13 protein-coding genes are annotated in these 17,907 nt (G+C 68.4%); 1 reads left to right on the top strand and 12 read right to left on the bottom strand.

Translation table 11 applies throughout. The features are described 5' to 3' along the window. Positions 1-2: 2 nt before the first annotated feature. The 12 genes from AC6F7H_RS07805 to AC6F7H_RS07860 all read right to left on the bottom strand — a co-directional run bounded on the left by AC6F7H_RS07805 (position 3) and on the right by AC6F7H_RS07860 (position 17,263). The gene (locus AC6F7H_RS07805) at positions 3-968 is read right to left on the bottom strand and encodes an ABC transporter permease (RefSeq protein WP_500756098.1); all 966 of its coding nucleotides are present in this window, start codon (positions 966-968) and stop codon (positions 3-5) included. Beyond that, the gene (locus AC6F7H_RS07810) at positions 961-1,884 is read right to left on the bottom strand and encodes an ABC transporter permease (RefSeq protein WP_500756099.1); all 924 of its coding nucleotides are present in this window, start codon (positions 1,882-1,884) and stop codon (positions 961-963) included. Before AC6F7H_RS07810 ends, AC6F7H_RS07805 begins: the two co-directional genes overlap by 8 nt. A gap of 6 nt (positions 1,885-1,890) precedes the next feature. Beyond that, on the bottom strand, positions 1,891-3,516 hold the full coding sequence (locus AC6F7H_RS07815) for a peptide ABC transporter substrate-binding protein (protein WP_500756100.1): 1,626 nt from the start codon (positions 3,514-3,516) through the stop codon (positions 1,891-1,893). 222 nt (positions 3,517-3,738) lie between these two features. Continuing rightward, entirely contained in the window at positions 3,739-4,887 is a 1,149-nt protein-coding gene (locus tag AC6F7H_RS07820; protein WP_500756101.1) for an ABC transporter ATP-binding protein, read from the bottom strand. Continuing rightward, on the bottom strand, positions 4,880-5,938 hold the full coding sequence (locus AC6F7H_RS07825; protein ID WP_500756102.1) for an ABC transporter ATP-binding protein: 1,059 nt from the start codon (positions 5,936-5,938) through the stop codon (positions 4,880-4,882). The genes AC6F7H_RS07820 and AC6F7H_RS07825 overlap by 8 nt, the downstream gene beginning before the upstream one ends. An 11-nt stretch (positions 5,939-5,949) precedes the next feature. Then, positions 5,950-6,912, bottom strand: coding sequence for an ABC transporter permease (locus tag AC6F7H_RS07830; RefSeq protein WP_500756104.1), 963 nt, complete (start codon positions 6,910-6,912; stop codon positions 5,950-5,952). Beyond that, positions 6,905-7,834 carry an ABC transporter permease gene (locus AC6F7H_RS07835; RefSeq protein ID WP_500756105.1) on the bottom strand — a complete coding sequence of 310 codons (930 nt, stop codon included), beginning with the start codon at positions 7,832-7,834 and terminating at the stop codon, positions 6,905-6,907. Before AC6F7H_RS07835 ends, AC6F7H_RS07830 begins: the two co-directional genes overlap by 8 nt. Positions 7,835-7,964: 130 nt before the next feature. Then, positions 7,965-9,584, bottom strand: a complete 1,620-nt coding sequence (locus AC6F7H_RS07840) for a peptide ABC transporter substrate-binding protein (protein WP_500756106.1) — start codon at positions 9,582-9,584, stop codon at positions 7,965-7,967. Between the two features lie 562 nt (positions 9,585-10,146). After that, positions 10,147-11,814 carry a nuclease/transposase family protein gene (locus AC6F7H_RS07845; protein WP_500756107.1) on the bottom strand — a complete coding sequence of 556 codons (1,668 nt, stop codon included), beginning with the start codon at positions 11,812-11,814 and terminating at the stop codon, positions 10,147-10,149. After that, positions 11,777-12,361 carry an IS607 family transposase gene (locus AC6F7H_RS07850; RefSeq protein WP_500756108.1) on the bottom strand — a complete coding sequence of 195 codons (585 nt, stop codon included), beginning with the start codon at positions 12,359-12,361 and terminating at the stop codon, positions 11,777-11,779. Before AC6F7H_RS07850 ends, AC6F7H_RS07845 begins: the two co-directional genes overlap by 38 nt. A 173-nt stretch (positions 12,362-12,534) precedes the next feature. Beyond that, complete coding sequence (typA, locus tag AC6F7H_RS07855) at positions 12,535-14,451, bottom strand: translational GTPase TypA (protein WP_500756109.1); 1,917 nt, start codon at positions 14,449-14,451, stop codon at positions 12,535-12,537. Positions 14,452-14,836: 385 nt separating this feature from the next. After that, the gene (locus tag AC6F7H_RS07860; RefSeq protein WP_500756111.1) at positions 14,837-17,263 is read right to left on the bottom strand and encodes an ABC transporter family substrate-binding protein; all 2,427 of its coding nucleotides are present in this window, start codon (positions 17,261-17,263) and stop codon (positions 14,837-14,839) included. A gap of 302 nt (positions 17,264-17,565) precedes the next feature. Here AC6F7H_RS07860 and AC6F7H_RS07865 point away from each other — a divergent pair, with 302 nt between their 5' ends. Continuing rightward, positions 17,566-17,859, top strand: a complete 294-nt coding sequence (locus AC6F7H_RS07865; protein ID WP_500756113.1) for an Rv0250c family protein — start codon at positions 17,566-17,568, stop codon at positions 17,857-17,859. The last annotated feature ends 48 nt before the right edge of the window (positions 17,860-17,907 follow it).

A 17,907-nucleotide genomic window follows, 5' to 3' on the forward strand; every position in this document is an offset into this window, starting at 1 on the left:
ACTCACCTCAGCCTCGGGTCGAGGGCGTCGCGCACCGCGTCGCCGAGCATGATGAACGCCAGGACGGTGATCGCCAGGGCGCCGGAGGGCCACAGCAGTGCGTGCGGGGCGTTGCGGACGTAGGGGGAGGCGGCGGAGATGTCGATGCCCCAGGAGACGCTGGGCGGCTTCAGGCCGACGCCGAGGTAGGACAGGGTCGCCTCCAGCGAGATGTACGTGCCGAGCGCGATGGTCGCCACGACGATGACCGGGGCGACCGCGTTGGGCGCGATGTGCCGCAGCACCAGGCGGGAGTTGGAGGCGCCGAGCGCCCGCGCGGCCTGGACGTAGTCGTTCTGCTTGGCGGTGATGACCGAGCCGCGGGCGATCCGGGACAGCTGCGGCCAGCCGAGCAGCACGATGAAGCCGATGACCGGCCAGACGGTGTTGCTGGTGGTGACGGACAGCAGCACCAGTCCGCCGAGGACGACGGGGATGGCGAAGAAGACGTCCGTGATGCGGGACAGGATCGAGTCCCCCACCCCGCCGAAGAATCCGGCCAGCGCGCCGAGGACGCTGCCGAGGAGCGCGACGCCGAGCGTGGCGAGGACACCGACCGCGACGGACGTGCGGGCGCCGTAGACGGTGCGGGTGTAGACGTCGCAGCCCTGGCCGTTGAAGCCGAAGGGGTGGCCGGGCTGCGAACCCTCCTGGGCCTTGGCGAGGTCGCACTTGAGGGGGCTGCCGGAGGCGATCAGCGAGGGCCACAGGGAGATGACGACCAGGAAGAGGATGATCAGGGCCGAGACGATGAAGACGGGGTTGCGGCGCAGGTCGCGCCAGGCGTCGGACCACAGGGAACGCGGCGTGCCCTGCGGGCCGTCCGGGGTGCGCTCGAGTGTCTCCGCCTCGTCGACGCCCAGGTCCATGCTGCCGCCCATGCCGGCCCCCGCGATGGCGCGATCGGGTTCGTAGTGCTGCTCAGGCATAGCGGATCCTCGGGTCGAGTACGGCGTAGAGGAGGTCGACGACGAGGTTGGCGACCAGGAACACCAGCACGAGCACGGTGACGAAGCCGACGACGGTCTGGGTGTTCTGCCGCAGGATGCCCTGGTAGATCTGGTAGCCGACGCCGTGGATGTTGAAGATCCGCTCGGTGACGATCGCACCGCCCATGAGGAAGCCGATGTCGGCCCCGATGAAGGTGACCACGGGGATGAGGGAGTTGCGCAGCAGGTGCCGGGTGATCACCCGGTGCCGGGGCAGGCCCTTGGCGACGGCGGTGCGGACGTAGTCGGAACGCCGGTTCTCGGCGATGGAGGTACGGGTCAGCCGGGTGACGTAGGCGAGGGAGACGGAGGCCAGCACCAGGCCGGGCAGGATCAGTTCGTCGAGGGGTGCCGCGGAGGAGACCGACGGCCTGATCCAGCCCCACTTCACCCCCAGCAGCAGCTGGAGCAGCAGACCGGTGACGAAGGTGGGGACGGAGATGACGACGAGGGTGAGCAGCAGGACGCCGGTGTCGACGGGGCGTCCCCGGCGCAGTCCGGTGACCACGCCGAGGGCGATGCCGATGACGATCTCGAAGAGGATCGCGACGATCGTGAGGCGGATGGTGACGGGGAACGCGGTCGCCATCAGCTCGGTGACCTCCTGGCCGTTGAACGCCGTACCGAAGTCGCCGGTGAAGACGTTCCCCATGTAGGTCAGGTACTGCTGCCAGACGGGCTTGTCGAGGCCGAACTCCTTCTTCAGCTGGGCGGCCGTCGCCGGGTCGCAGCGCCGTTCGCCGCAGAGTCCGGCGATGGGGTCGCCCATCACGTTCACCATGAGGAAGATCAGCAGCGTGGCCCCGAAGAACACCGGGACCATCTGGAGCAGGCGCCGGACGACGTAGCGTCCCATGGCGGATCAGCTCACCTTGATCTGGTCGTACACGGGGACGCTGAAGGGGCTGAGCTTCACGTCGGACAGCCTCTGAGACCAGCCCGCGCTGCCGTTCTGGTACCAGAGCGGGATGGCGGCCATGTTGTCGCGGACGACCCCCTCGGCCTGCTGGAACAGGCCGACGGCCTTGGCGTTGCCGGTCTCGCCGTTGGCCTGGTCGACGAGGCCGTCGAACTCCTTGTCGGACCACTTGCCGTCGTTGGAGGAGGCGTCGGTGTAGTAGAGCGGCTGGAGGAAGTTCTGGATGAGCGGGTAGTCCATCTGCCACCCGGCCCGGAACGGGCCGTTCATCTTCTGCTGGGTGATCTGGTTGCGGAAGTCGGCGAAGGTGCCGACCGGGTTGCCGGTGCAGGCGCGTTCGTCGCCGAGCGCGTTGTTGATGGAGTTGCAGACGGCGTCGACCCAGTCCTTGTGGGAGCCGGTGTCCGCGTTGTACGTGATGGTGAAGCGGCCGCCGGGCAGGCCGCCGCCCTCCTGGATGAGCTTCTTGGCCTGGTCGGGGTGGTACTCGCAGGCGTCCCCGCACAGGCCGGCCTGGTGGCCGCCGTCCTTGCCGAGGACCGGGGAGGTCCAGTCGGTGGCGGGGGTGCGGGTCCTGGCGAAGATGGTGTCGGTGATCTGGTCGCGGTTGATCGCCATGGACAGGCCCTTGCGGACCTTCGCCGAGCCGGACGTGTTCCAGGCCTCGTCGTAGAACGGGAAGGCGAGGGTCTGGATGATGCCGGCGGGGGTGTTGAGGTAGCGGTCGCCGAGGTCGTTCCTGACGTTCTTCAGCTGGGCGGCGGGGACGTCGTCGACCAGGTCGAGGTTGCCGGCGATGAGGTCGGTGTAGGCGGTGTTGTTGTCGGTGTAGACCTTGAGGTCGACGCCGCCGTTCCGTGCCTTGTCGTCGCCGGGGTAGTCGTCCCACTTGCGCAGGGACATCTGCGAGCCCTTGGCGTACGAGTCGACCAGGTACGGGCCGTTGCCGACCGGCTTGGCGACCCAGGCCGCGTGGTCGTCGAAGAAGGTCCGGGGCAGCGGGGCGAAGGCGGCGTAGCCGAGGGTGTCGGGGAAGGTGGAGAACTTCTGGGCGAGCTTGACGGTGAAGCTCCTGTCGTCGACGACCTTCAGGCCGGAGAGGGTGTCGGCGCTCTGCTCGCCCGCCTCGGGGTGGACCTTGTCGTAGCCCTCGATGTAGCCGAAGAAGTAGGCGTTGCGCTGGTTGTTCCTCAGACCGGCGCCGTAGTTCCAGGCGTCGACGAAGGACTTCGCGGTGATCTTCTCGCCGTTGCTGAAGGTCCAGCCGTCCTTGACGGTGATGGTGAAGTTCCGCGAGTCCGGGGTCTCGATCCTCTCGGCGAGCATGTCCTGGGCCTCGCCGGTCTCCGGGTCGTAGCGCTTGAGCCCCCGGAAGATCATGTCGAGGACCTTGCCGCCCTGCACCTCGTTGGTGTTGGACGGCTCCAGCGGGTTCTGCGGGTCACCCCAGGAGGCACTCAGCACCGCGCCCGTGTCACCACCGCTGCCCCCGCCCCCTCCGCAGGCCGTCGCCGCGAGGGCCGCCGCCACCGCGCACACGGCCCGTCCGGCGTGCGTGGCTCCGCGCATGGAGTGCCTCCTCGTACGTACGCGGTGGTGCACTGATCCGTCACACGTACATATCAACGCAAAAGGAGCATCACGCGTACGTGCGACACCTGCACGGACGGAACTCCAGCCGTATGTACGTATGAGCGGCTCTCCGTACAGAGGGGGCGGGTCCGAAGACGCCGGAACCCGGCACCCCTGTGAACGGGTGCCGGGTTCCGGGCAGGCGGTCGAGCGAGGACGTCAGGCCGCGTGGACGACGTCCTTCTCCTCGGCGAAGTGGCAGGCCGACTCGTGGGCCGCCGGGGTGTCCGAGGTCTTGAAGCGCTCCGGGACCGCCAGCAGCGGGACCTCCTCGGCGCACTTGTCCTGCGCCTTCCAGCAGCGGGTGCGGAAGCGGCAGCCCGACGGCGGGTTGGCCGGCGACGGCACGTCACCGGTGAGGATGATCCGCTCACGGCCCTCGCGGGCCGCCGGGTCCGGCACCGGGACCGCCGACAGCAGCGCCTGGGTGTAGGGGTGCGTCGGGTGGTCGTAGATCTGGGTGTCGGTGCCGATCTCGGCCATCTTGCCGAGGTACATCACGCCGACCCGGTCGGAGATGTGCCGGACGATCGACAGGTCGTGCGCGATGAAGACGTACGACAGGTTGAACTCGTCCTGCAGCCTCTCCATCAGGTTGATGACCTGGGCCTGGACGGAGACGTCCAGCGCGGAGACCGGCTCGTCGCAGATGATGATCTCGGGGTTCAGGGCCAGGCCGCGGGCGATGCCGATGCGCTGGCGCTGGCCGCCGGAGAACTGGTGCGGGTACCGGTTGATGTACTCCGGGTTGAGGCCGACGACGTCGAGGAGGTCCTGGACCTTCTTGCGCCGGTCGCCCTTGGGGGCCACCTCGGGGTGGATCTCGAAGGGCTCCCCGATGATGTCGCCCACCGTCATCCGGGGGTTGAGGGAGGTGTACGGGTCCTGGAACACCATCTGGATGTTCCGGCGGACCGCCTTCAACGCACGCCCGGACAGCTTGGTGATGTCCTGGCCCTTGTAGAAGACCTCGCCCGCGGTCGCCTTCTCCAGCATCATCAGAAGCTTGGCGACCGTGGACTTGCCGCAGCCGGACTCGCCCACGATGCCGAGCGTCTCGCCCTGGTAGAGGTCGAAGGAGATCCCGTCCACGGCCTTGACCGCGCCGACCTGACGCTTGAACAGGATGCCCTGGGTCAGTGGGAAGTGCTTCACCAGGTTGCGCACCTGGAGGATCGGCTCACCGCGGTCGACGGGCGCGTCGAGTGCGGCCACCACCTCAGCCTCGGTCGCGGCGTCGACCGTCTCGACCTCGGTGACGTTGGGGGTGGCGTCCACGGCCTCGTCCGTCTTCTCCAGCTCAGCCATGGATCGTCTCCTTCCAGAAGTGGCACGCGCTGCCGCGGCCGGCCAACTCGCCACCGTCCCGCTCGGTGACGGGGGACAACGGCGGGATGTCCGTACGGCAGATGTCCTGTGCCTGCGGGCACCGCGGGTTGAAGGCGCAGCCGGACGGGATCCGCGTCAGGTTGGGCGGCAGCCCCTTGATCGCGTACAGCTCCTGGCCCTTCTGGTCCAGGCGCGGGATCGAGTCGAGCAGGCCCTTGGTGTAGGGGTGCGCGGGCCGCTTGTACAGCTCGTACACGGGCGCGGTCTCCACGATCCGCCCCGCGTACATCACCGCGATCTTGTCCGCGACGTCGGCGACGACGCCGAGGTCGTGGGTGATCAGGATCAGGCCCATGTTGTACTCGCGCTGCAGCTCCGCGAGCAGGTCCATGACCTGGGCCTGGACGGTCACGTCGAGGGCCGTGGTGGGCTCGTCGGCGATGATCAGGTCCGGCTCCAGGGCGAGCGCCATCGCGATCATGATGCGCTGGCGCATACCGCCCGAGAACTGGTGCGGGTAGTCGTTGACCCGGGCCGCGGCGGCCGGGATCTTCACCCGGTCCATCAACTCGATCGACTTGGCCTTGGCTTCCTTCTTGGACAGGCCCTGGTGGACGCGGAACATCTCGCCGAGCTGGTAGCCCACGGAGAGCACCGGGTTCAGCGAGGACAGCGCGTCCTGGAAGATCATCGCGATCTTGCTGCCGCGGATCTTCCGGCGCTCCTCGTTGGACATCCGCAGCATGTCCTGGCCGCGGAAGAGGATCTCACCCTTGGGGATGCGGCCGGGAGGCATGTCGAGGATGCCCATGATGGCCTGGGCGGTGACGGACTTGCCGGAGCCGGACTCGCCGAGCACGGCGAGCGTCTCGCCCGCGGCGACGGAGTAGTTGACGCCGTTGACGGCCTTGGCGACCCCGTCGCGGGTGTGGAACTCCACGTGCAGGTCGCGGACTTCGAGCAGCGGGCCGCCGTCGTCCCGGGCGCCGTCCGGCGCGGGGCTCCCGGCCGTTTCATCGATGATGGTCACGTACGCCTCCCTCAGCGCAGCTTGGGGTCGAGGGCGTTGCGTACCGCATCGCCGAACATCAGGAACGAGAGCACCGTGATCGAGACCATCACCGACGGGACGATCAGAGTGTGGGGGGCGATACGGAGCTGCTCACGTCCACGCGCCACGTCGCCGCCCCAGGACACGGCCGTGTCACCGAGGCCCACACCCAGGAAGGACAGGGTGGCCTCGGCCGCGATGTAGCCGCCGAGCGCGATGGTCGCCACGACGATGATGGGCGCGACCGCGTTGGGCAGGATGTGCCGGAACATGATCCGGGACGTCGAGGCACCGAGCGCCTTGGCGGCCACCACGTAGTCCGCCTGCTTGATGGTGATCACGGCGCCGCGGGCGACACGGGCGATCTGGGTCCAGCCGAGGAAGGCGAGGGCCAGGATGACGACCAGGACGGTGCGGTCGTCGAAGGAGTTGAGCACCACCAGGGCGCCGAGCAGGAACGGGATGCCGAGGAAGATGTCGGTCAGCCGCGAGAGCAGGGTGTCGGTCCAGCCGCCGAAGTAGCCGGCGATCATGCCGATGACCGTGCCGAGAACGGTGACGGCGAGGGTGACTCCCACACCGACGGTGATCGAGGCGCGGGCGCCGTAGACGACACGGGCGTAGATCGAACGGCCCTGCACGTCGTAGCCGAACCAGTCCGGAGCGAAGAAATGACCCCAGTTCGGCTTGCCCAGGTAGTGCTTGGCCAGGTCGGCGTCGCGCGGCGAGGCGCTGGTGAACAGTCCCGGCCAGATCGCCATCACCAGCAGGAACACGATCAGCACGGTCGAGACCAGGAACAGCGGGTTGCGCCGCAGGTCGTGCCAGGCGTCGGACCAGAGGCTGCGCGCCTTGTCGGGGGCCGGGCCGGAGTCGGTGACGACGACGGCCGCGGTGCTCGCGGTGTCCCCGGGAAGGGCGTCGACCTTCTTCTCGATGGTCTTGTCAGGCATACCGGATCCTCGGGTCCAGGACCGCGTAAAGCAGGTCGACGATCAAGCTGGTGGCGAGGTAGATGAGCACCATCAGCGAGGCGATGCCCACGACCGTGGCGCCCTCACGCCGGCTGAGCGCCTCGTAGATCTCGATACCGATGCCCCGCACGTTGAAGATGCCCTCGGTCACGATGGCGCCGGTCATCAGGCTGCCGATCTCGATGCCGAGGAAGGTGACCACGGGGATCAGCGAGTTGCGCAGCAGGTGGACACCGATGACACGGCGGCGCGGCAGCCCCTTGGCGATGGCGGTGCGCATGTAGTCGGAACGCAGGTTCTCCGCGATCGACGTGCGGGTCAGCCGGGCCACGTAGGCGAGCGAGAGCGACGCCAGCACGGTCGCGGGAAGCGCGAGTTGGGAGAAGTTCGTCGAGTCGGTCACCGTGGGTGTGGTGACGGACCACTTGAACGCGAGCAGGTACTGCAGCAGGAAGCCCAGCACGAAGGACGGCATGGAGACGAGGAACAGGGTCAGCGTCAGCAGTCCGCGGTCCCGCAGCGTGTCGGGGCGCAGGCCGGCGACGAGGCCGAGGCCGATGCCCACGAGCGTGACGAAGGTGAAGGCGAAGATCGTCAGCCTGATCGTCACCGGGAACGCGTCGGCGATGACGTCGCTGATGGGCCGCTGACTGGCGATCTGGGTGCCGAAGTCGCCCTGGACCAGCCCGGTCATGTAGTTCACGTACTGCTGCAGCAGCGACTGATCGAGGCCGAGGTCCTTCTTGATGCTCGCGACCACCGCAGGGTCGTACGCCTGATCCCCCATCATCGCCCGGACGGGGTCGCCGGGCAGGGCGTACATCATGCAGAAGATGAGCAGAGTTGATCCGATGAAGACCGGGATCATCTGGAGCAGTCGTCGTGCGACATAGCGCCCCATAGGTGCCTCCGTGAGGGGTTAACGCAGGTGGGGGGCCGCCTCCCGATGACGAGACGGCCCCACGCACCTCCCACCGCCGCCTGAGCGGCGGCGGGCTTACGGCCGAGTGGGAAGATCCCCGAGGATCCTCTTACTTGGTGGTGACGGCCCACACTTCGAGGTCACCGTGGAAGTCGACTTCGACGTTGTCGACGTTCTTACCGTGGCCGCCGTTGATGCGGTAGTACCAGAGCGGGATGGCCGGCATGTGGTCGACCAGCTTCTTCTCGACCTCCTGGAAGGCCTTCACCGACTCTTCGAGGGAATCGGCCTTGTCGGCCTCGTTCATCAGCTTGTCGATCTCCTTGTCGGAGAAGCGACCGTTGTTGGCCTCGGCGGTGGTGTGGTAGAGCTCCTTCATGAAGTTGGCGTTGACCGGGTAGTCGGCGACCCAGCCACCGCGGTACATGCCCTTCACCTGGTCGTTGTCACGGGCCTCGAGGTCCGTGGCGAAGTCCGGCTTGGGGTCGCCGACGCAGTCGACACCGGTGGCGTTGCGGATGGACTCGCAGACCGCGGTCACCCACTCCTTGTGCCCACCGTCGGTGTTGTACTGGACGGTGAACTTGTTGCCCGGAACGCCGCCGCCCTCCTTGACGAGCTTCTTGGCCTTCTCCGGGTTGTACGTGAACACGTCGGTGTCCAGGTTCTGGTTGCCCTTGACACCGGGCGGGGTGAAGGACTCGGCCGGCGTGCGGGTGTTGTTCAGAACCGTCTTGGTGATCGTCTCACGGTCGATCGCCATCGACAGGCCCTGCAGGACCTTCGGGTCGATGTCCTTGAAGGTCTTGGAGTAGAACGCCGGGGTCAGCGTCTGGATGGCCGCGTACGGCTGCTCGATGGCGCCGTCACCGAGGTCCGACTTGTACTTCGGCAGGTCCGTCGGGCCGACCTGGCGGATCATGTCCAGGTTGCCGGAGACGACGTCCTTGTAGGCGGCCTCGAGCGTCGTGTAGGCCTTGAACTGGACGCCCTTGTTCTTCGCCTTGTTCGGGCCCTGGTAGTCGTCCCAGGCCTTGACCTGGATGAGCTTCTTGTGGTCCCACTTCTCGAACGTGTAGGGACCGTTGCCGACCGGCTTCTGGCCGAAGGCCTTCGGGTCGTCGTGGAAGACCTTGGGCAGCGGGGCCCACGTGGTGTAGCCGAGCTTGTAGTTGAAGTACGGCATCGTGTACTTCAGCTCGATGGTGAAGGTGTGGTCGTCCACGGCCTTCAGACCGGACATGGTCTCGGCCTTCGGGTCGCCCTTCTCCGGGTGGACGTCGTCGTAGCCCTTGATGTCCTGGAACCAGAAGGAGTTCTGCTGGTTGTTCTTGATGTTGGCGTACCAGTTCCAGGCGTCGATGTACGACTTGGAGGTGACCTCTTCGCCGTTGTGGAACTTCCAGCCCTTCTTGAGCTTGACCGTCCACGTCTTCGAGTCCTCGGTGGTGACCGACTCGGCGTTCGTGTAGACGATCTCGCCCTTGGCGTCGAAGTCCAGGAGCTGGGTGAACAGGGCCTGGATGACGTACGAGCCGTTGGACTCGTTGGTGTCGGCCGGGATCAGCGGCTTCTGCGGTTCGCCGACGTCGATCGAGACGTATCCCGCAGGGCCGGAACCCTTGCTCTTCCCCTCGTCGCCGCCGCCGTCGCCGCCGCCACAGGCAGTAGCAGCCAGCGCGACGACTATCGCACCCGCGACCCACTTGGCGCTCTTGGCACCGCGCATGGGTTCCTCCTCATGAGTCCATTGGTTCACCGCAAAGAGGAGCACACGACATCTCACCGCCCACCGCCCGTCGCCGGTGTCGGAAATAGTCAAGTGCCCCCGCGCTCGTGAGTCGGCGCCTTCAGCGCGTGACCCGTTCGTCCGAGCTCTACGCGCCTAACTATCTGCCATGCGCCACCGGCCGAACCACACTCCCGAGGTATCGGTTCGATCACAGCTGAGTCCTACATCTTCCAAAATCCGGACAAAGCGTTTGGTGAAAGATCCCTGCGAAACGGACTTGTTACACATCTATCGGGAGCACGTGTCCGCATATCGGACACCAATGTAAGGAAAACCCGTTGCGGGTAACGTGGCCGCCGTACAGGCTGCCTTTCAGGGCTGCCGTGCGCTCAACGCGCCTGGCCGGCAAGGCCGTTGGCCGACGAGGCGCGGCTTCCGCCTTTCCCGGACAGCACCGGGCGCGTCGGCCGTCGCATCGGTCCGCTTCCAGAGCAGGGTAGTGGGAGTCGGCCAGTTCAGGGACGTCTCCCGGCCAGATCGAGGGTTATCCCTACCGTTCCTAGTCAGTGAGCAGAAGTGAGTCCTGGACCCATTCCCGCTCACTGCGGACACCCCGAACGGTGTTGGGGGTCCTGGTCGCCCGCTTTCGCTCCGTGTCCGGCGGCACGGATCGTGTCCGTGGTCCAGGTACACGGGGGCGGGTTTCCTCACGCCCCGGGATGCCCAATCGGGCCTGGACGGTCCGATGCCCCGCACGATCGCTCCGGTCGTGCGGGGGCGGTGCCGTCCGTCGCCGGATCGGATGCCCCAGGGCGCGTCGTCCGATCGCCACGGCTGCTGCCTGGTGGCGAGTGGTCTTGCGCTTGCTGGTCGTGAGGGGCTTTTGCCAGTACTGGGCGCCCCACCTGCTGGTGTAAGCGGGGTCGACGGCGATCACGCCGAGTCCGGCTTCGGCGCACATGGAGACAAGGCGTGCGCGGAGTTTTCCCGTCGGGATGCCGGAGACGAGCTGCCTGAACCGCTTCTTGCGGCCGTGCTTCTCCCTGGTCTTCCCGTCACAGAAGTCCAGGTCCTCGATCGCGATGGCCCGCACTCCGGTCTGTCTGGCCCAGTGCATGAGGCGGGTGAGGGCATGCCGTACCTGGGCGTCACGGTGGTCGGCGTTGCCGGACAGGTCGTAGAAGAACTGCCGTGGTTCGCCGACCGGGTTGCCGTGCTCGTCGAGACGGTCGGCGGCGAGGTGGTCGGTGTTCATGTCGACGCCGACCAGGCCTCCGGTGCGCAGAGTGTTCAGGGGCGTGACGGGGAGATCTTTGCGGGTCCAGGACGCGTCCAGGTACCAGCGGTCCCGGGATACGTCGTGGTGGATCCGGTAGGCGACAGCCCGGTTCGCCTCGACGCGGTCAGCCCATTCCTGGCCCCGGTGGCGGAAGGTGACCGCGCCGGTGAGGACGTACCGGCCCCGGGGTGCGTTGGCGAGATGTTCCAGGGGCTTGGGCAGCTTGATGCCGACCTCGCCGCCGGGGGTGACGCGGATCGTCTCGTTGCCGTGCCGCTTGCCGGATTCACCGTCGGCGGTCAAAAACCAGCGTGCCGCCTCCCATTCCCGACGCCACTGGTCTTCGCTCTTGTGCGCATCGGTGAGGTGGTGGCGCTGGTGGAGCAGGCGTCGCCCGCCCCGCACCACGGAGACCTTCCCGGCTTCCCGCTCGGCGCGGACCTCCTCGAACCGGTGCTCCAGAACCGCCAGGCGGCGGGACTTCTGGAACCACTCGTGTCTGCTGCGGTATCCGCCGGGCCTGCTCCGGCTGCCCTTCTCCCCCAGGGGCAGGGACAGCCGGTGACGGAGCATGCGGATTCCGGCGTCCAGGGATTGCAGGTGAGCATGCTGGGCCCGGCGCGACAGAGCCCACTGGTCGTGGGTGTTCGCCGTGACGGACCCCGCCCAGCGGGAGGAGGACTCTGCGGTCAGGTCCCGCTTGCGGTCGGCCCAGGTGCCGGTGGAGTGCTCCAGGCCGTCCTGGCAGCGCCGGGCCAGATCCCGCCCGGCCAGGCGGCCCAGGTGCTCACCGACCAGCCGCAGCACCTCCTTGTCCTGGGGCGTGAGGTCCTTGAGGCGGGTACGGATGCTGACACCGGTGGGTCCGTCGGCCACGAACGGGCGGGCGATGGACCGGAGCGGCTTCTTCTCAGCCGTGCCCGGCGGCTTCCAGCGCGGCCCGGGCACGGCTCTTCGCCGACCTGCGCCCGTACAGGCGGGCACAGAACGACGTCAGGACCTCCGTCATGTCCCGCACCAGATCATCCTCATCATCCTCGGCCTGGTCGTCCTCGAGGACGACCAGACGGCGGCCCGTCGCGGACAGGGCGGCCTCGACCAGTTCGGTGTTCATCCGGCCCAGCCGGTTCCTGTGCTCGACCACGACCGTGGTCACCTCGGGGTCGGCGAGCAGGCGCCTGGCCCTCGACCGGCAACCGTTCATGCCCGAGCCGACCTCCGGCTCGACCCGCACCACACGATGACCGGCCTTCGCCGCCCATCCCGACAGACGGGCCACCTGACGCTCCAGATCCGCCTTCTGGTCATGCGACGACACCCGGGCATACAAACCCAGCCCGCCCACGGTCGCGGGCATGGCAACAGCGTCGATGTTCACCAGGATCGTGCGCGGACCCACCCGCCGGGCAGGCACCGGCAGCGTCCCCTCACGGAACCATCGGTACGCCGTCTGCGGGTGTACACCCTGCGCCTTGGCCCACTCCGTCAGATTCACAACCGGACAACGAAACTCACCCGTGCATGGTTACGCTCACTCACCCGACCTTATGGAGCAACAGCTGAGAACCTTTCTCTTCTGAGATTCCGGCACGCACAAGAACGGCGCCGGGCACCCCTTATCACAGGGGTGCCCGGCGCCGTTCTTGCGGGTGCGGTGTGCGACCGGGGTCAGCCGTGCTTGGCGCGGCTCGCGGCGCGGGCGCGCTCGCGGCCGTCCAGGTTCACCTTGCGGATACGCACGGACTCCGGGGTCACCTCGACGCACTCGTCGTCCCGGCAGAACTCCAGGGACTGCTCGAGCGACAGCTTGCGCGGCGGGACGATCGCCTCGAACGAATCGGCCGAGGACGACCGCATGTTGGTGAGCTTCTTCTCCTTGGTGATGTTGACGTCCATGTCGTCGGAGCGGGAGTTCTCGCCGACGATCATGCCCTCGTACACCTCGGTGCCGGGCTCGGTGAACAGCACACCGCGCTCCTGCAGGTTGGTCATCGCGAACGCGGTGACCGCGCCGGCGCGGTCGGCGACCAGGGAGCCGTTGTTACGGGTCGTGAGCGGCCCGAACCAGGGCTCGTGGCCCTCGTGGATGGAGTGCGCGATACCGGTGCCCCGGGTCTGGGTGAGGAACTCGGTACGGAAGCCGATCAGACCACGCGAGGGCACCACGAACTCCAGGCGCACCCAGCCGGAGCCGTGGTTCGACATGTTGTCCATGCGGCCCTTGCGGACGCCCATGAGCTGCGTGACCGCGCCCATGTGCTCCTCGGGCACGTCGATCGTCATCCGCTCGACGGGCTCGTGCACCTTGCCGTCGATCTCCCGGGTGACCACCTGCGGCTTGCCGATGGTGAGCTCGAAGCCCTCACGGCGCATCTGCTCGACCAGGATCGCCAGCGCCAGTTCGCCTCGGCCCTGCACCTCCCAGGCGTCGGGACGGCCGGTGTCCAGGACGCGCAGCGAGACGTTGCCGATCAGCTCGCGGTCCAGGCGGTCCTTGACCTGGCGGGCGGTGACCTTGCGGTCCTTCACGGCCGCCTTCGCGTCGGCGCCCTTGCCGGTGCCGCCGCGGCCGACCAGCGGCGAGGTGTTGGTGCCGATGGTCATGGAGATCGCGGGCTCGTCCACCATGATCAGCGGCAGCGGAACCGGGTTCTCCGGGTCGGCCAGGGTCTCACCGATCATGATGTCCGGGATGCCGGCGACCGCGCAGATGTCACCGGGGCCGGCCTTCTCGGCGGGCTTGCGAGTGAGCGCCTCGGTCATCATCAGCTCGGAGATCCGCACGTTCTGCACGGACCCGTCGCGCTTCATCCAGGCGACCGTCTGGCCCTTCTTCAGCTCGCCCTGGTGGACGCGGAGCAGGGCGATCCGGCCGAGGAAGTTGTCGGCGTCGAGGTTGGTGACGTGGGCCTGGAGCGGGGCGCCCTCCTCGTAGGTGGGGGCCGGGATGTGCTGCAGGATGGTGGAGAAGAACGGCTCCAGGGAGTCGGAGTCGGTCGGGACCGTGCCGTCCGCCGGCTTGGTCAGGGAGGCGATGCCGTCCCGGCCGCAGGCGTAGACGATCGGGAACTCGATCTGGTCCTCGTCGGCGTCCAGGTCGAGGAACAGGTCGTAGGCCTCGTTGACGACCTCGTCGATACGGGAGTCCGGCCGGTCCGTCTTGTTGATGCACAGGATGATCGGCAGCTTCGCCTGGAGCGCCTTGCGCAGCACGAAGCGGGTCTGCGGCAGCGGCCCCTCGGAGGAGTCGACGAGCAGCACGACACCGTCGACCATCGACAGGGCGCGCTCGACCTCGCCACCGAAGTCGGCGTGGCCGGGGGTGTCGATGATGTTGATCGTGATCGGGTCCCCGCCGTCCTTGGGGTGGTACTTCACCGCCGTGTTCTTGGCGAGGATCGTGATGCCCTTCTCACGCTCCAGGTCGCCGGAGTCCATCATGCGCTCGTCGACCTGGTCGAGCTGGTGGGCGGCGAAGGCACCTGCCTGCTTGAGCATGCCGTCGACGATGGTGGTCTTGCCGTGGTCGACGTGGGCGACGATGGCGACGTTGCGGATGTCGTGACGCTGGATGGACGAAGCCATGGGTTGGCGTACTCCCGAAATGGTGAGAAGCGCCCTGCGCAGACGGCTGTGGTGCGCGGGCCCTGCCGGGCTGAACACGCCACGGCCTCTCCCCATGTTACGGGCCCGTGGAACCGGACACTCGCGCCTCCTCCGCCGGGGCCGCATCGAGGGCCCGGTGACCTTTCCCTGGTCGCTGCCGCTCCCCGCGCGCACGGGCGGCCCGGGGCCCGCGACGCGGGCGCCGCCGGAAACCCCGAGGACCGGCCCCGTCGCAGTTCAGCAGTGCGGGAAGCAACCCCCGGCGCCCGCCCCGCCCGCGGGCCGCCCGCGGTGGCCGCTCCGCCGGGGCCGGGACCGCGAGAAAAGTGCCGAGATCTGCCTCACGTCGGCGCGGTGGCCGGGACTACCGCGCCGAGGAGGAGCCCGAGGGCCCGGTGGTCTTCTCCGCCGGTGTCCCGGCCGGGCCCCGCGCGCTCTTCTTCAGGAAGCCCATGTCCTCGTAGACGGGGGTGCGGAAACCGAAGGCGCCCGCGTTGGCCAGGTTCTTCCGGGCCGCGGTGAGCTGGGGGCGCTGGTAGAGGGGGATCGAACCGGCCGCCGCCCAGATGCGGGAGTCGGCCTTGCGGAGCAGCTCGGCGCGTTTGGTGTCGTTGAGCGTCGTGAGGGCCTGGTCGAAGAGCTGGTCGACCTGGTCGGTGCCGACACGGGTGTAGTTCTGTCCGACGCTCAGCGATCCGTCGGCGGCCGGGACCGGCTTGGCGTAGACCGGGCGGGCGTCGGTGGCGGGAAAGGCGGTCGCGGGCCAGGAGTAGAGGGCGAGGTCGTACTCACCGGCGGCGATGTGGTCCGTGAAGTAGCTCTCGTCGTCGACCGTGGAAATGGCGGTGCGGATACCGATCCGCTCCAGCATCCGGGTGATCCGGTCGGCCACGACGCCCAGGGTCTGTGAGCCGGGCCCCGAGGGGAGCACGAAGTCGAGCGTGAGCGCCTTGCCGTCCTTGGCGAGCGGGGCGTTCTCCGCCTGGGCGGGGGCAGCGGTGCCCTTGGGGGCGTAGGCGCCGGGGGCGCCGCCCTGGTACAGCCGTGTGTGCTCGCTGTCTTCCTGCGCGAGGCGCTCCGTCGTGCGGCCGTCACCGCTCTTGTCGTCGTCCTTCGCCTCGTCCTCGCCGACGCTGTAGGTGCCGTCGTCGCCCTCCGACCCGCTCTTGGAGCCCTTGTCGGACGTCCCGGCCTTCTTGCCCTCCGCACCGGCCGCCTTCTCGCCGCCCTCTTCTTCCTTGTCTTCCTGCTCTTCCTGCTCTTCCTGCTCTTCCTGCTCTTCCTTCTCTCCCTTGCCTTCCTTGTCTTTCTTGTCCCCCTTCTTCTCGGCCTTCTCCTTCTTCTCGGCCTTCTCCCGGTCGACCGGGCCCCCCGGTACCCAGCCGGCGTCCGCGAGCAGGGCGCGCGCCTCCGCGGCGTCCTGGGCGCCGAGGGCGCCGCTCCCGTCGGCGTAGGCGGCCTGCCCGGACAGCGCGACGTGACTGCCGACGGGCTCGGCGGGCAGGCCGAGCGGCTCGAGGACCGCCTTCGCCAGGGCCTCCCGGTCCAGGGCGCGGGCCACGGCGCGGCGGACCCGCTCGTCGGCGAGCGGGCCTTCGTCGCCGTTGAGGGCGAGCTGGGTGTAGGCGGGCTCCAGCGACTTGCGCACCTCGAACCCGCTGAGGGCCTTCTGCTGGCGCGCGTGCGTCACGGCGGCCTTGCGCTGCCGCTCGCGTGCGGAGATCTCCTCGTCGGCGGCGTCCTCGTCGGAACCGTTCGCGACGGCCCAGGAGCGCAGGGCGCGGGCGGCGGACCTGCCCGCACCGAGGGGGCCCGCCAGGGGCGTGCTCACCCGTTCGGCCCCTCCTTTCCCGTCCCGCTCGCTCTTCTGCTCGCCGCCTTCCTCGCTCCCGCGTGCGCTTTCGCCCCGCGGGCCGGCGGCGACGGAGATGCGGCGGGCGCCGGTGGCGTCGATCTCGGCCAGGTCCAGGGTGCCGGCGGTGAGCGCGGCGATCCGTTCGTCGCGGGGCACCGCGCGCAGCACGATCGTCGAGAGCCGGGCCGGCTCGCCCCACCAACGGGCATTGCGGGTGAGGGTGACCTCCTCGCCCTTGCGGTCGACCTTCTTCACCTTGAACGGGCCGGCGGTGACCTTCAGCTTCTTGCGGGCCCCGTCGTTGAAGGAGTCCGGGGAGCCCATGACGTCCTTCGGGTACAGCGGTGTGAACAGGGACTTCCAGTCGGCGTAGGGGCGGCTGAAGGTGACCTTGACCTCCAGGTCGTCCTTGCCGCGCTCGATCTTCTCGATGCGGTCGTAGCCGGCGTTGTGGGCGGTCCAGTAGGCGGTGTCCTCGCCGGACAGGGCACGCCACTGGGCGGCGAAGTCGGCGGCGCCGATCTCGCGGCCGTCGCTCCAGACGGCCTGCTGGTTGAGCCGGTAGAGGACGACCTGCTTGGGCTCGGTCTCGACGACCTCGGCGGACTCCAGGTAGTCGGCGTTGCGCACCGGGCGTCCTCGGTCGTCCATCCGGTACATCGACGGCAGGACGGCCTGCGCGACCCGGGTGGTGGTGGCGTCGGCGTCCGACTGGAAGGCGTTCAGGGTGTCCGGGACGGTGTCCACGGCCCAGCGCAGGGTGCCGCCGTCGGCGATCCCCGTGCGGTCGGCGCGTGCGACGTCCCCCGCGGCGAGGGGACGGCCGGCCGGGTCCTCGGAGCTGCATCCGGCCAGAGCGGGCACCACGAGAGCGCCCGCGGTGAGGAGGACGACCGAGCGCATGGCCGCGCGCGGGGCGATGCCGTCATGGGACATCTCTGGTTACCTCCGGGAAGCCGCGGGCGTTATGATCACTTTTGTCAGTATTTTTGGTGCTCATCTGATGTATGCGGCCACTGAAAAGGAAAGGATTCGGCAACCGAGAGCGACACGGCGACCACGGGCGGGAAGCTCACCCGTACGACGCAGCACACCGCACGACGCACCCCTGCGCCTCGGCCAATCGGTGCACATCCCTTCACAGCACAAGGTGTGACGCGCGACACTCGCAGGCGCATGAACGTTGCCGCCTTGGGCCTGAAGGACCCTGAAGGACCCGCGGGAAGTGAGGGCAAGTCATGTCCGTGCACGACGAACTGGCATCCGTCCAGCGCAGCCTCGACGACCTGATCCGGTCGGTGGGACGCCTGGAGAAACAGCTCGGCAGCGGCGGTCTGGAGATGCGCCGCGTCCGATCCGACACCAACCATCTGCGGGAGAGCGTCGCGCTGCTGCGGGAGACGGCCACGGCCGGGACCACCCCGCCGAAGCGGCCCGATCTCGTCACCATCTCCGACACGCCGTACGACCCCTCCCTGTGGGTGGACTCGGACGACGAGGGCCTCGGCGTCCGCGACCGCCACGCCCCCTGACCCCCACCGGACCCGCAGCGCCCCCCTGACCCCTACCGGAGCGGACAA

This window comes from Streptomyces sp. MMS24-W38 (assembly GCF_059889265.1).

What these genes read in the sequence shown, in the direction of transcription:
- AC6F7H_RS07815 (WP_500756100.1), bottom strand. Translation starts at nt 3,516, where the DNA reads ATGCGCGGAGCCACGCACGCCGGACGGGCCGTGTGCGCGGTGGCGGCG.
- AC6F7H_RS07805 (WP_500756098.1), bottom strand. Translation starts at nt 968, where the DNA reads ATGCCTGAGCAGCACTACGAACCCGATCGCGCCATCGCGGGGGCCGGC.
- AC6F7H_RS07820 (WP_500756101.1), bottom strand. Translation starts at nt 4,887, where the DNA reads ATGGCTGAGCTGGAGAAGACGGACGAGGCCGTGGACGCCACCCCCAAC.
- AC6F7H_RS07865 (WP_500756113.1), top strand. Translation starts at nt 17,566, where the DNA reads ATGTCCGTGCACGACGAACTGGCATCCGTCCAGCGCAGCCTCGACGAC.
- AC6F7H_RS07860 (WP_500756111.1), bottom strand. Translation starts at nt 17,263, where the DNA reads ATGTCCCATGACGGCATCGCCCCGCGCGCGGCCATGCGCTCGGTCGTC.
- AC6F7H_RS07835 (WP_500756105.1), bottom strand. Translation starts at nt 7,834, where the DNA reads ATGGGGCGCTATGTCGCACGACGACTGCTCCAGATGATCCCGGTCTTC.
- typA (WP_500756109.1), bottom strand. Translation starts at nt 14,451, where the DNA reads ATGGCTTCGTCCATCCAGCGTCACGACATCCGCAACGTCGCCATCGTC.
- AC6F7H_RS07840 (WP_500756106.1), bottom strand. Translation starts at nt 9,584, where the DNA reads ATGCGCGGTGCCAAGAGCGCCAAGTGGGTCGCGGGTGCGATAGTCGTC.
- AC6F7H_RS07830 (WP_500756104.1), bottom strand. Translation starts at nt 6,912, where the DNA reads ATGCCTGACAAGACCATCGAGAAGAAGGTCGACGCCCTTCCCGGGGAC.
- AC6F7H_RS07810 (WP_500756099.1), bottom strand. Translation starts at nt 1,884, where the DNA reads ATGGGACGCTACGTCGTCCGGCGCCTGCTCCAGATGGTCCCGGTGTTC.